This is a genomic window from Sphingobacterium paludis (genome assembly GCF_004364125.1).
Lineage (GTDB): Bacteria > Bacteroidota > Bacteroidia > Sphingobacteriales > Sphingobacteriaceae > Sphingobacterium > Sphingobacterium paludis.
Window position 1 is genome coordinate 167,828 of sequence record NZ_SNZV01000005.1, and the last position, 12,888, is coordinate 180,715.

The 12,888-nt window shown below is 43.3% G+C and carries 12 protein-coding genes; 6 read left to right on the plus strand and 6 right to left on the minus strand.

The window, feature by feature from the left end:
* Positions 1-61 precede the first annotated feature (61 nt).
* On the minus strand, positions 62-2,845 hold the full coding sequence (gene leuS / locus B0I21_RS11035; RefSeq protein ID WP_133640533.1) for a leucine--tRNA ligase: 2,784 nt from the start codon (positions 2,843-2,845) through the stop codon (positions 62-64).
* A 215-nt stretch (positions 2,846-3,060) separates the two neighbouring features.
* Here leuS and B0I21_RS11040 point away from each other — a divergent pair, with 215 nt between their 5' ends.
* From B0I21_RS11040 to B0I21_RS11060, 5 genes are read left to right on the plus strand one after another with little or no spacing between them, the layout of a single operon-like run.
* The gene (locus tag B0I21_RS11040) at positions 3,061-3,939 is read left to right on the plus strand and encodes a cell division protein FtsX (protein WP_133640534.1); all 879 of its coding nucleotides are present in this window, start codon (positions 3,061-3,063) and stop codon (positions 3,937-3,939) included.
* A 17-nt stretch (positions 3,940-3,956) separates the two neighbouring features.
* A complete protein-coding gene (locus B0I21_RS11045; protein WP_133640535.1) occupies positions 3,957-4,211 on the plus strand; it encodes a DUF3098 domain-containing protein in 255 nt (84 codons plus the stop codon).
* The gene (locus B0I21_RS11050) at positions 4,211-5,005 is read left to right on the plus strand and encodes an undecaprenyl-diphosphate phosphatase (protein ID WP_133640536.1); all 795 of its coding nucleotides are present in this window, start codon (positions 4,211-4,213) and stop codon (positions 5,003-5,005) included. The genes B0I21_RS11045 and B0I21_RS11050 overlap by 1 nt, the downstream gene beginning before the upstream one ends.
* Positions 5,006-5,728, plus strand: coding sequence for a tRNA pseudouridine(55) synthase TruB (gene truB / locus B0I21_RS11055; RefSeq protein ID WP_133640537.1), 723 nt, complete (start codon positions 5,006-5,008; stop codon positions 5,726-5,728).
* An 18-nt stretch (positions 5,729-5,746) separates the two neighbouring features.
* On the plus strand, positions 5,747-6,736 hold the full coding sequence (locus tag B0I21_RS11060) for a bifunctional riboflavin kinase/FAD synthetase (protein ID WP_133640538.1): 990 nt from the start codon (positions 5,747-5,749) through the stop codon (positions 6,734-6,736).
* Between the two features lie 28 nt (positions 6,737-6,764).
* On the opposite strand, the gene cmk is transcribed toward B0I21_RS11060, so the two are convergent.
* From cmk to yihA, 5 genes are all read right to left on the minus strand, one after another.
* Complete coding sequence (gene cmk, locus B0I21_RS11065; protein WP_133640539.1) at positions 6,765-7,448, minus strand: (d)CMP kinase; 684 nt, start codon at positions 7,446-7,448, stop codon at positions 6,765-6,767.
* Entirely contained in the window at positions 7,448-7,861 is a 414-nt protein-coding gene (locus tag B0I21_RS11070; RefSeq protein WP_133640540.1) for a hypothetical protein, read from the minus strand. Before B0I21_RS11070 ends, cmk begins: the two co-directional genes overlap by 1 nt.
* Before the next feature lie 3 nt (positions 7,862-7,864).
* Positions 7,865-10,276: a type I DNA topoisomerase gene (gene topA / locus B0I21_RS11075; RefSeq protein ID WP_133640541.1), complete on the minus strand. Its 2,412-nt coding sequence runs from the start codon at positions 10,274-10,276 to the stop codon at positions 7,865-7,867.
* A 94-nt stretch (positions 10,277-10,370) separates the two neighbouring features.
* Complete coding sequence (locus tag B0I21_RS11080) at positions 10,371-11,225, minus strand: UbiA-like polyprenyltransferase (protein ID WP_133640542.1); 855 nt, start codon at positions 11,223-11,225, stop codon at positions 10,371-10,373.
* On the minus strand, positions 11,225-11,845 hold the full coding sequence (gene yihA / locus B0I21_RS11085) for a ribosome biogenesis GTP-binding protein YihA/YsxC (RefSeq protein ID WP_133640543.1): 621 nt from the start codon (positions 11,843-11,845) through the stop codon (positions 11,225-11,227). Before yihA ends, B0I21_RS11080 begins: the two co-directional genes overlap by 1 nt.
* 104 nt (positions 11,846-11,949) lie before the next feature.
* Between yihA and B0I21_RS11090 the strand changes: the two genes are divergently transcribed.
* Positions 11,950-12,888 carry an ABC transporter ATP-binding protein gene (locus tag B0I21_RS11090; protein ID WP_133640544.1) on the plus strand — a complete coding sequence of 313 codons (939 nt, stop codon included), beginning with the start codon at positions 11,950-11,952 and terminating at the stop codon, positions 12,886-12,888.

Here is a 12,888-nt window from a genome sequence, read left to right on the forward strand (position 1 = left end):
AATATAAAAAAAGATCATCTGCAGAGGCAGATGATCTTTTCAACAACACAACGGCAGTTTATTAAATAACTATATTAATAATTTTCCCTTTCACAAAGATAATCTTTTTGACAGGCTTTGTCTCCAAAAACCGTTGCACATCAGCATTTTCAAGCACCAGGCTTTCCACTGTTTTTTGATCAAGATCAAGCGAAAGAGCGAGATTCATCTTCATTTTACCATTGATCGAAACGGGGTACGCAAACTCAGATTCGATTAAATAGTCCGCGTTAAAAACTGGATAAGATGCATAGGAGATTGCACCTTGCTCATTACCAAGTAGCGCCCACAACTCCTCCGTGATATGTGGCGCGTACGGCTGAAGCACAATGATCAGATCCTGCAAAATCGCCCGTTTATTACATTTTAGCTCCGTAAGCTCGTTCACACAAATCATGAAGGCTGATACCGACGTATTGAATGAAAAACGCTCGACATCGTCTTCTACTTTTTTGATAATCTTGTGGAGTGCTTTATATTCCGCTTTTGTAGGCTCAGCGTCTGTCACGGCAAAATTTCCGTCTGCGTCATGAAAAAGACGCCACAGCTTACGTAAGAATTTATATACCCCTTCTATACCATTTGTATTCCAAGGTTTTGACTGCTCAAGCGGCCCTAAAAACATCTCATACAGACGCAGCGTATCTGCTCCGTAGGACTCGATAATGTCATCGGGATTAACCACGTTAAATTTTGACTTGGACATTTTTTCCACTTCAGAGCCACAAATATACTTGCCATTTTCCAATACAAACTCGGCATCAGCAAAGTCTGGGCGAAACGACTTAAATTTGTCCGTATCCAACACATCATTGTAAACAATGTTAACGTCTACATGCAAGGGGATGGTGTTATACTGATCTTTAAGACCGTACGATACAAAGAGGTTTGTTCCTTTGCCTTCTGCGTCTAATACGCGATAGACAAAGTTTGAACGGCCTTGGATCATGCCCTGATTGATCAGCTTTTTGAATGGCTCTTCTTCGTTGTGATAACCTAGATCTTTTAACACCTTGTTCCAAAAGCGAGAGTAGAGCAAATGACCTGTAGCATGCTCTGAACCACCAATATATAAATCAACTGCTTTCCAATATGAAACAGAATTAGGGCTTGCAAACGCTCCATCGTTATTTGGATCCATATATCGAAACCAATACCAAGATGATCCTGCCCAACCCGGCATGGTACTCAACTCATACTCGTATTGATCGTTGTATTTCCAGTTCTCGGCACGACCCAACGGCGGTTCGCCAGACTCTGTAGGCAAATACTTATCAACCTCAGGCAGTAGCAACGGAAGTTCGTCCTCTTTTAAGAGATAAGGTAAACCATTTTTAAAATATACGGGAACTGGCTCTCCCCAGTACCGTTGACGTCCGAAAATAGCATCGCGCATGCGGAAATTAACCTTGGCCTTGCCACGTTTCGACTCGACCAATCGGTCGATCAAAGCGGGGACAGCTTGTTGGTAAGTCAACCCGTTGATAAAATCAGAATTGATGTAACGTCCGTTTTTATTGGGATCTGCAGCATCGTCGACCTCCTGCGTATCAGAAATCGGGATGATAGGCAAATTAAAAAATTTCGCGAAGAGGTAATCCCGCTGATCACCGGATGGCACCGCCATAACCGCGCCCGTGCCGTAGCTCGCCAAGACGTAATCCGCAATCCAAATTTGAACGTCTTCACCAGTAAGCGGATGTTTAGCAAACGAACCTGTAAAAGCCCCCGACACCGTTTTGGTATCTGCCATACGATCCAACTCCGATTTTTTGGCCGTTCTATCCTTATACGATTCAATTTCTGCTCGTTGGCTATCGGTTGTTAAAGTTTCAACTAACTCATGTTCTGGCGCCAACACGATAAAGGACACACCATAAATCGTATCAACACGGGTCGTAAACACCTCGATATCCTGATTAATCTGAGGCACAGCGAACTTAACCGATGCGCCAACAGACTTGCCGATCCAATTGCGCTGCATTTCGATCAAAGGCTCCGGCCAGTCTATCGTCTCCAATCCGCGAAGTAAACGGTCTGCGTACGCCGTGATACGCATCGACCATTGCATCATCTTTTTTTGCTCTACAGGATAGCCCCCACGTTCGGAAACACCATTGATTACTTCGTCATTGGCCAATACCGTTCCCAGTGCTGCACACCAGTTAACGGTGCTTTCCCGTAAATAAGCCAATCTATATTTTAATAATTCTTTTTGCTTTTCTTCCTCCGAAAACTGTTGCCATGCTGCGGCCGTAAAGACTGCAATATCGTCATCAGCTACGGCATCTACGCCCTCCGAACCATTTATGTCGAAATGCTCAACCAAGGCGGCGATAGGCTCCGCTTTATCCGACGCTTTGTTATACCAAGCGTCAAAAAGCTGCATAAAGATCCATTGCGTCCATTTATAATATGCAGCGTCTGATGTGCGAACCTCGCGCGACCAATCGTATGAAAAACCGATATTATCGAGCTGCTCTCGGTAGCGGTTTATGTTCACCTCCGTCGTGATAGCGGGATGCTGCCCGGTTTGGATGGCATATTGCTCTGCCGGCAAGCCAAAAGAATCATATCCCATCGGATGCAGGACGTTAAAACCTTTTAAACGCTTATAGCGTGCAAAGATATCGGAAGCAATATAGCCCAGTGGATGCCCAACATGGAGACCAGCACCCGACGGATAAGGAAACATATCCAATACATAGTACTTGGGTTTCTCCGTTGACTCCGATGGCTGGAACGTTCCATGCGCTGCCCAAAATTTTTGCCACTTACTTTCTAAAGATTGATGATTATATTCCATTGTAACCTGTTGTGCTTAATCGAGAATAGAGGCGAAAATAGCTATTTTGCGTTAGAACTGATATAAAAGTTTCACAATAAACAATAAAATGCGCATATTGTAAGTTTAAGGAGTAGCGGATATTTTGCTCGGTTTAACGAAAGATATTACACGAAAATATTCCTTAAATGAGCATAATTATTTACTTTCGCATCAAAATACATTAAAAACAGTATATGTCGACTTACGAAGAAGGATCACCAAGAAAGAAAACAAAGTCTGTTTACGTCTCTACCGTTATCAGTATTGCGCTAGTGCTATTGATGACCGGGTTGCTGGGCTTAATATTAGTGCATGCAAAAAATCTCTCGAAGTATGTTAAAGAGAACATCGTTTTAAATATCATCGTCAATGATAATGTTAACGAAGGGGACGTCCTAGCCATGCAAAAAGATATTGAGAAAGATCCCTACGTATTACGCACAGAATATATCAGCAAGGAATTAGCTGCAAAAAATTTGAAGGAAGATCTGGGTGAAGATTTCGTAGAATATTTAGGGCATAACCCGTTATTGCCTTCCATCGATGTCTATCTAAAAGAGCAATACGCGAATACCGACAGTATTCAGACTTTTATACAAATGGCGTCCAAGAATAGCCGCGTCAAGGAAATTGTTTACCAGGAGTCGCTTATCGATATGGTGAACAAAAATATTCGCATTATTGGTATGGTCGTTCTAGCTTTTACCGTGGTATTGCTCATTATTGCAGTTGCGTTGATAAACAACACCATCCGTTTAGCCATCTATTCGCAACGCTTTCTTATCAAGAGTATGCAACTTATTGGTGCTACGAAAAATTTCATTCGAAAGCCCTACCTCTTTTATGGTATATTCCATGGGCTTTTAGGATCATTGATCGCTATATTGTTGCTCATTTTCACGTTGCAATTCGCGCAAAAACAAATTCCTGACTTGGTTTTTCTACGGAATTGGTATGAGTTTGGCGCCATATTCCTGATCGTTGTGATGCTGGGCGTCCTGATATCCGGATTTAGCACTTACTTTGCCGTAACGAAATATCTAAAAGCCAAGTCACACAGTCTATATCGTTAACTATACGTCATCAACACATGTCGGAAAAAAAAATCAAAACTTCAGCATCGACAAGCAACGCGCGAGCTAGCTTTCCTTTTGAAAAAATAAACTATCAGCTTTTGATAGCAAGTATTGTGGTCGTCGTCATTGGTTTTTTGCTGATGATGGGTACAGAAGACATATACAGCTTTACCAAAATCACGTTGGCTCCACTTGTAGTTGTCCTGGGTTTTGCCTTAGGGTTTGTTTCTATTTTATATAAACCAAAAAGCAAAAACACAGACAACTAATGACATATTTCGAAGCTATTGTTTTAGCGATCATTGAAGGATTGACGGAATTTTTACCGGTATCTTCAACGGGTCATATGATTATAGGGACAGCATTGATGGGCATGGAGCCCTCTCCGTTTGTGAAGCTTTTTACTATTGTGATACAATTAGGAACGATCTTATCCGTATTAGTCCTCTATTTCAAACGGTTCTTTAGATCACTGGATTTTTACTATAAGCTCGTTGTAGCAGCTATTCCTGCCTCCGTTTTAGGCCTCTTGCTCAATGATTTTATAGATTCACTTTTAGAAAGCCCACTCACTGTAGCCGTTATGCTGGTGATAGGTGGCTTGGCTCTTTTATTTGTCGACAAATGGTTTAACAAGCCTCAAATTGATAATTCGGACGACATCTCGTATAAGCAATCTTTTATCATTGGATTGTACCAATGTTTGGCATTAATTCCCGGGACTTCGCGGTCAGCCAGCACCATCGTCGGTGCAATGACACAAAATTTGACGCGTAAAGCAGCGGCAGAATTCTCATTCTTCCTTGCCATTCCTATGATGTTAGGGGCCTCCATCGTGAAACTCTACAAATTTTTGAAGGAAGGTCACACCTTTTCTGGTGAAGAGGTAAACTTGTTAATCGTGGGAAACGTCATTGGGTTTATCGTCGCTATCATCGCTATCAAAACCTTTATAAACCTACTGACGAAATATGGTTTTAAAGTCTTCGGATGGTATAGAATTATTGTGGGACTCGTGATTATTGGATTCATATTGAGCGGGCAAAGTCTGCAACTTATATAAATGACAGATATGGCAGAAACCAGCTCTTCGGCATTTCAATTTGCGGAGGGCGAGGTACTTTTGGTAGATAAACCACTGGAATGGACCAGTTTTGACGTGGTTGGAAAGTTGAGAAATAGCATGAAGCCTTTAAAAATAAAGGTTGGTCATGCCGGTACGCTAGACCCTTTGGCTACCGGACTATTGATTATATGTACCGGGAAGTTTACTAAGCGGATAGACTCTTTTCAGGCAGAGGACAAGGAGTATACCGGGATCATCAACCTGAGCGGATCTACGCCCTCGTATGACCTCGAAACGTCCATCGACCATCCCTCAGATTACGAACACCTTACTGACGAAGAAATTCATGCGGCCACGGCTTCATTTTTAGGTGATATCGCACAATACCCTCCAGCGCATTCTGCCATAAAAATAAATGGTGAGCGGGTATATGAGAAGGCGCGGCGTGGTGAAGAGGTTGAGCTCAAAGCACGAAACATCCGGATCGCCCAATTTACTATTGAGAAAATTGCACTGCCTGAGGTTCATTTCAGAATTACATGTTCGAAAGGAACATATATCCGATCCATTGCGCACGACTTTGGCAAAGCGCTTGGGGTAGGCGCGCATCTCAGCAAACTGCGCAGAACAAAAAGTGGGAATTTCGACGTAAAAGATGCTTGGCAGTTGCAAAATCTAATCGAAAAGATTAAATTACAGAAAACCACTAATCAAGAATAAATAATCCTAAGCAAAGGAATGAAAATATACAGAAGCCTGGATGAGTTTGAGACCTTGTCAAATGCTGTCGTCACTATAGGTACTTTTGATGGCGTCCATATCGGTCATCAAAAGATTTTATCGAAATTAAAAGAATGTGCTAACGAGATCGGCGGAGAGACTGTACTATTGACATTTTTCCCGCATCCGCGGTTGATTATCAATCCGAATGATGATAACCTTCGATTAATAAACGACATTGAAGAGAAGTCTCATCGATTGGCACTATCCGGTATTGATCACCTTATCATCACGCCCTTTACACGCGATTTTTCGAATCAAACCCCCGAAGAATATATCAGCAATGTGCTGGTTGGAAAATTGGGTACAAAGCAAATTGTAATCGGCTATGACCACCATTTCGGTAAAGATCGAAAAGGCTCCATAAAAGATCTCAAACATTTCTCGGAAATTTATGATTATGCCGTCGAGCAGATTCCGGAACAGGATATCGAAGATGTCGCGGTGTCATCAACACGAATCCGGGAGTCGCTGATCAAGGGCGATATAGAAACTGCTAATAAATATTTGGGCTACCCATTTGAATTGACGGGTACCGTGGTTCGTGGCGATCAGATCGGACGGGAAATAGGTTTCCCAACCGCTAACTTAAATGTGCACGAAGCCCATAAGCTGATTCCGGCCTATGGCATTTACGCCGTGCAAGCTGAAATATATCCAACGGTGCCCTTCATCGAAACAGGCGATTATATCGACCCACAACCCGAACGCATTGCCAAAGGTATGGCTTATATCGGCACGCGACCTACAGTGGATGGAATGAACCGTAAGATTGAGATCAACCTCCTCGATTTTAAAGATGATATTTATACAAAAACCTTGCGCGTGAAGTTTTTAAAATTTATCCGACACGATCAATGGTTTGAATCGCTTCATGCGATGAAAGAGCAAATTAAGGACGATGAAAAGTCTATACGGCAATTCTTCGACGAGCGGGATAGTTTTTAAACAACAAAAAGGGATCGGTTATTATCATTTACCGATCCCTTTTTCTTTTTTCGTATTGCGCTAAAACGATGGCGAGTTGCTGCTCTTGATCCAATGAAGAATTGTCGAGCACGAAGGCATCTTCGGCCTGCCGCAGCGGGCTCTCTTCACGGGTGCTATCAATATGGTCACGATGTGCTAGATTATCGATTACCTCCTCCATCGTGACAGTTTCGCCCTTTGCTGCCAGCTCTGCAAAGCGTCGCTCTGCGCGAACCCTGGGGTTTGCAGTCATAAAAATTTTGAGATCAGCATCTGGAAATACAGTTGTTCCGATATCTCGGCCGTCCATAACAATATTTCTTCGCCGACCCAATTTTTGCTGCTGTGCGACCATGGCATGTCGTACCTCCTTAATGGCGCTGATCTCACTCACCATATCCGAAATGTACATCATCCTGATTTCTTCCGTTACATCTTCCTCATTCAATAGGATCTGTAGCTTACCGGCATTTGGAACAAAATCTATATGTATATTTTCCAATGCAGATTCGATTGCGCTTGTATCCTGAAGGTCGATATTATTTCGTAGAAAAAATAGCGTGACAGCCCTGTACATTGCGCCACTATCAATAAACACAAAATGTAACTTTTTAGCCAAAGCTTTGGCCACGGTACTTTTTCCACATGATGAAAAGCCGTCAATTGCGATAACAAAATTGTTCCTCGCCATTAGCGCGTCCCTCCTATTAATATGCCTGCTTTGTTGACCAGCGGTACCTTCATCAGGTTCTCGTCGACAATACTTTCCGGCAGGAAGATGTACTTCTTGTCGTAAATGGTCTTGTCGATATAATAGCTTAACCAATATTCATTCGTTAGTCCGAAAACCTGCGTATCGATGGCTTCGATTTTAACGGCACTTTGAGCCGAGACGTCTCCTATAAAATGTCGGAGGGTAGTTGTCTTCACTTCTCGACCATCTTTTTGACCATAGCCTTTTGAAGAAACCAACACATTGCTGATATCGTGGTTTTTCTCATTAACCAAATATACATTCCATATCTTTTCCAGCGGTGTTTCGCTTTCAAGCACAATGGCAATGGAAATATCTTCCACGATATTTTCCGGCAGATCCTTTTTCATTGTTTATTTCTTCGTTTTTGCTTTCGGGGCTGCTTTTTTTGTTGTGGTTTTCTTCGTCGTACTTTTCTTTGTGGTAGCCGTTTTTGCAGCCGATTTTTTCGCTGCCGCTGCTTTTCCTTTTGGATCTGCATCGGCCCACTTCAACACATCCTCGTAGGTGATCTTCTCTATATCCGTGCCTTTCGGAATTTTTATGTTCTGCTTACCCAAACGGATAAAAGGCCCCCAGCGTCCGTTCTCGATTTGAGCTTCTGCATTTTCTTCGAACACACGGATGACTTTTTCTATATCTTTCTGACGTTTATCTTTAATAATCTGGATGGCCTCTTCCTCGGAAACATCCATCGGATCCATTCCTTTCGGAAGCGAATAAAACGCGCTTGCATGCCGAATATACGGACCAAAGCGGCCTATGGCTACCGTCATTTCTTTTTCTTCAAATTCACCAACTTTCTTCGGAAGCTTGAAAAGATCCATTGCCTCTTCGAACGTAATGGTTTCGATCATCTGCCCCTTGCGCAGCGATGCAAACCGCGGTTTCTCTTCGTCGTCCGCACTGCCTATTTGCACGAGTGGGCCAAATCTTCCTACCCGGACCGTGACCGGCTTGCCTGATGCGGGATCTACGCCCAACTCGCGTTCGTGGCTTGCCCGATCTGCATTTTCCAAGGTATCTTGAATGCCATCGTGAAACGGACCATAAAACGCCTTCAGCATCGCTGTCCATTCTTTATCACCTTGTGCAATTTCGTCGAATTCCTTTTCCACCTTTGCGGTAAAATGGTAATCGATAATATCGTTGAAATGTTCGACAAGGAAATCGTTGACCAAAACGCCAATATCTGTAGGGAACATCTTGGAGCGTTCTGCCCCCGTCATCTCTGACTTTATGTTTTCTATGACCTGGCCATTTTCCATCGCGAGCACGGTATACTGTCGTTCTCTACCATCGCGGTCTTCTTTTACCACGTAGCCACGATTTTGAATGGTTGATATAGTAGGTGCATACGTAGACGGGCGGCCAATACCCAATTCTTCTAATTTTTTGACTAGCGAAGCTTCGGTGTAACGAGCTGGTGGCCTCGAGAAGCGCTCGGTGGCATTCATATCCTTCAAATTCAACGCCTGCCCTTTCTCTAAAGGAGGAAGCAGCGCATTGTCCCCTTCTTGCTCCTGGCCAGCATCGTTGTCATCGTCAGTAGATTCCATGTATACTTTAAGGAAGCCGTCAAATTTCATGATCTCGCCCGTAGCAACAAGATCCTCTGTTCGCGTAGAAACATCAATTCTTGCGGTCGTCTTCTCAAATTCGGCTTCACTCATTTGTGAGGCAATTGCCCGTTTCCATATCAGTTCGTACAATCTCCGTTCGGCGTTGTCGCCTTCCACGCTATGTTCGGAAAAATAGGTCGGACGGATAGCTTCGTGCGCTTCCTGCGCGCCCGCAGACTTCGTTTTATAGCGGCGAACTTTGTGATAACGATCACCATAAGCTTTTATAATCTCCTCCTCAGCCGCTGCAATAGCTGTATCGCTCAGGTTTACCGAGTCTGTACGCATATAGGTAATACGTCCAGCTTCATAGAGTCGCTGGGCGACCTGCATGGTCCGTGCTACGGAAAATCCTAATTTCCTGCTCGCTTCCTGCTGTAACGTAGACGTTGTGAAGGGCGCGGACGGCGTACGTTTGGCCGGCTTCTTTTCTAGGGAAGAGATTTCAAAAGATGCTTGCAGGCAATCTTGCAGAAACTGCTTGGCCTCTTCTTTCTTTTCAAATCTATGTGGTAGTTCAGCTTTAAACTGCTCTTTGCCTTTTCCTGTTGTAAATTGTGCTACAATTTTAAAAGAGGCTTCGGCTTGAAATTTATTAATATCGCGTTCACGCTCTACGATCAAACGAACGGCTACCGATTGAACACGCCCAGCAGAAAGGGATGGCTTTACTTTTTTCCACAATACGGGCGAAAGTTCAAAACCGACCAACCGATCGAGCACGCGCCGAGCTTGTTGCGCGTTCACCAAGTTGTAATCAATTTTCCGTGGCTGGTCAATCGCCTTCAGTATAGCAGGTTTTGTTATTTCATGAAAAACGATACGTTTCGTTTTGCTATCATTCAGGGCAAGTGTTTCATAAAGATGCCAAGATATTGCTTCTCCCTCGCGGTCTTCATCGGACGCTAACCAAACCATCTCTGCGGCTTTAGCTAGCTTCTTTAACTCACTGACAACGGACTTCTTATCAGATGGAACCTCATATTTTTGTTCAAAGTTATTTTCTGTATCAATAGCGTCATCGGTCTTTACCAAATCCCGGATATGGCCGTAACTGGATTTCACTAAAAAATCCTTTCCTAAGTATCCTTCTATTGTTTTGGCTTTCGCCGGTGACTCTACTATCAATAAATTTTTTGCCATCTATAAATTGAATGATTTTTGCAAATAAAGCTATTTCAAAATGGAATGACAATACTTTTTGTCACTTCCTCCAAAAAATATGGATAACCTTCCTCTAAACAAGAAAGATAATATCCAATAAATAAAACCCCGCAAAAATAACAGATGCTATTCCGTTGGTGGTCATGAAAGCGCGATTTACGCGCGTTAAATCCGTCGGTGACACAATACGATGTTGGTAGATAAGCAGTGCGCCGTAAAACAAGAGCCCTGCGTAATAAAACCAGCTTACGCTGATGTAGAACGCAGGCAAAAGCACGAAAAGGAAAGATAGCATATGCAATCCTTCTGAAATACGTAACGCTTTACGACCGCCAAAATATGCCGGAATAGAATTTAGTCCATGTTGTCGGTCAAACTCTTCGTCCTGCAAGGCATAGATGATATCAAAGCCACCTGCCCAACACATGACTGCAAGGCCAAACAATACCGGAACAATATGAAATGCGTTGGTTACCACCAGATAGGCTCCAATGGGCGCGAGGCCCAAGCCAATACCAAGTACGAGATGACAGAGGGGCGTAATGCGTTTGGTATAACTATAGAACAACACGACGAATAGGGCCACGGGCGCCAACACTAAACATAAGGTATTGATGAAATACGTGGCGGCGATAAATACCAAGCAGTTAAGTATGGTAAATGATAGCGCGTTTCTTGCCGAAATTTTTCCCGCCGGGATGTCGCGCATAGCCGTACGTGGATTGACGGCATCAATATCCCGATCGAGATAGCGGTTAAAGGCCATCGCAGCATTTCTGGCCGTCACCATACAGACGAGCATCAATACCAACTTTTTCCATTCGAAAGCATGGTTCGTTGTTTGCAGCGCCAGGAAAAAACCGATAATGGCAAAAGGCAAAGCAAATATACTGTGTGCAAAAAGCACCAAAGAAAGGTACTTTTTCATCAACTTGATGGCATTGAGGGCGCTTCGAAACCGCTATTAACGCCATGAATCATCTGTAGTATTTCTTCTGTTCCGGCTTTCATCTCCGCGGATGTAATAAAATGTGCAGGTACTTCCTCAAACCACTTGAGTAATGTTTTGCGGAATTTGGCAACATTTTGATCCGTCTTTACGGCCGACTGCTTGTCTGCTTTAGTAAATACCAACTGGAATGGTAGGCCCTGTTCGCCTAGCCAATAGCAAAAGTCAACGTCTATCTTCTGAGGTTCATGCCTGCTATCTATCAAGACAAATATGCATTGTAGGTTTTCGCGCTTGGTAAGGTATGCACGGATAAACTTCTCCCATTCGGCTTTATTCTTTTTCGAGGTTTGCGCAAAACCATATCCCGGCAGATCCACCAGATACCATTCACCGTTGATGATAAAATGATTGATAAGCTGGGTTTTCCCTGGCTTTTGGGATGTTTTTGCTAAGCCCTTCTTCCGTGTTAAGGCGTTGATAAGGGATGATTTGCCGACGTTCGACCGGCCGATAAAAGCATATTCCGGTAGTTGAGGCGCAGGCAATAGTTTTACATCTGTATTACTACAAACAAACTCTGCAGACTTTATGATCATACGCAAAGGTAAAGAATTCTCGAAGCTAAAAACAACTCCTTTTTTCGTGCGAACCACTATTTTCCCATTTTTTTCCGTTATTTTTAGAGAAAATTATATCCTCGATGCTTGAAATTAAGAATATTGTAAAACAATACAGTAGCCATCTCGCTCTCCACGATGTCTCCATCTCGGTGCCGAAAGGATGCATTTTCGGACTTTTGGGACCTAACGGCGCTGGTAAAACGTCACTCATCCGCATCATCAATCAAATTACAGCGCCCGATAGTGGGGAGATTTTTTTTGATGGCGAGCCGCTTAAACCTAAACATATCGAAAGAATCGGTTACCTGCCGGAAGAGCGCGGTTTGTACAAGAAAATGAAAATTGGTGAACAGATGCTGTACCTAGCCCAATTAAAGGGGTTGAAAAAATCAGATGCGACGACTAAGATTCGCTACTGGTTTGAAAAGCTCGAGATGCAATCGTGGTGGGACAAGAAGGTGGAAGACCTAAGTAAGGGGATGCAGCAAAAGGTACAGTTTGTCGCTACGGTGCTGCACGAACCGGATTTGATTATTTTAGATGAGCCTTTCTCTGGTTTTGATCCCGTCAATGCGCAGATTATACAAAAAGAAATATTGGAACTTAACCAAAAAGGGGCCACCATTATTTATTCCACACACCGCATGGAATCTGTTGAGGAGCTTTGTGACTATATTGCCTTGATCAATAAATCGGAAAATATTTTGGACGGGGCTGTTTCTGCGATCAAACGTTCTTACAAAAACCAAACCTTCCTGATCGCCTACAAGCCGAAATTTGCAGGATATTTCACGATGGAAAGCAATGATCTTTTCGACATAGTCGAACAACAGGTGGTACACCATGAGCATGACGAACGGGAAATGACCATACGAATTGCCGATCAAACGTCTTTGAATGACCTCCTATCCTACCTTATTCAACGCGTAGAGATACAGCAGGTCAAAGAGATCGTCCCATCCATGCACGATATTTTTATTGATAAAGTCACACAAATCCGCACCACTCCCGCATTTTAA

Coding starts and splice junctions, on each gene's coding strand:
- truB (WP_133640537.1), top strand. CDS start 5,006: ATGACAGATATGGCAGAAACCAGCTCTTCGGCATTTCAATTTGCGGAG.
- yihA (WP_133640543.1), bottom strand. CDS start 11,845: ATGATCATAAAGTCTGCAGAGTTTGTTTGTAGTAATACAGATGTAAAA.
- B0I21_RS11080 (WP_133640542.1), bottom strand. CDS start 11,225: ATGAAAAAGTACCTTTCTTTGGTGCTTTTTGCACACAGTATATTTGCT.
- cmk (WP_133640539.1), bottom strand. CDS start 7,448: ATGGCGAGGAACAATTTTGTTATCGCAATTGACGGCTTTTCATCATGT.
- B0I21_RS11090 (WP_133640544.1), top strand. CDS start 11,950: ATGCTTGAAATTAAGAATATTGTAAAACAATACAGTAGCCATCTCGCT.
- B0I21_RS11060 (WP_133640538.1), top strand. CDS start 5,747: ATGAAAATATACAGAAGCCTGGATGAGTTTGAGACCTTGTCAAATGCT.
- B0I21_RS11070 (WP_133640540.1), bottom strand. CDS start 7,861: ATGAAAAAGGATCTGCCGGAAAATATCGTGGAAGATATTTCCATTGCC.
- B0I21_RS11050 (WP_133640536.1), top strand. CDS start 4,211: ATGACATATTTCGAAGCTATTGTTTTAGCGATCATTGAAGGATTGACG.
- B0I21_RS11045 (WP_133640535.1), top strand. CDS start 3,957: ATGTCGGAAAAAAAAATCAAAACTTCAGCATCGACAAGCAACGCGCGA.
- leuS (WP_133640533.1), bottom strand. CDS start 2,845: ATGGAATATAATCATCAATCTTTAGAAAGTAAGTGGCAAAAATTTTGG.
- topA (WP_133640541.1), bottom strand. CDS start 10,276: ATGGCAAAAAATTTATTGATAGTAGAGTCACCGGCGAAAGCCAAAACA.
- B0I21_RS11040 (WP_133640534.1), top strand. CDS start 3,061: ATGTCGACTTACGAAGAAGGATCACCAAGAAAGAAAACAAAGTCTGTT.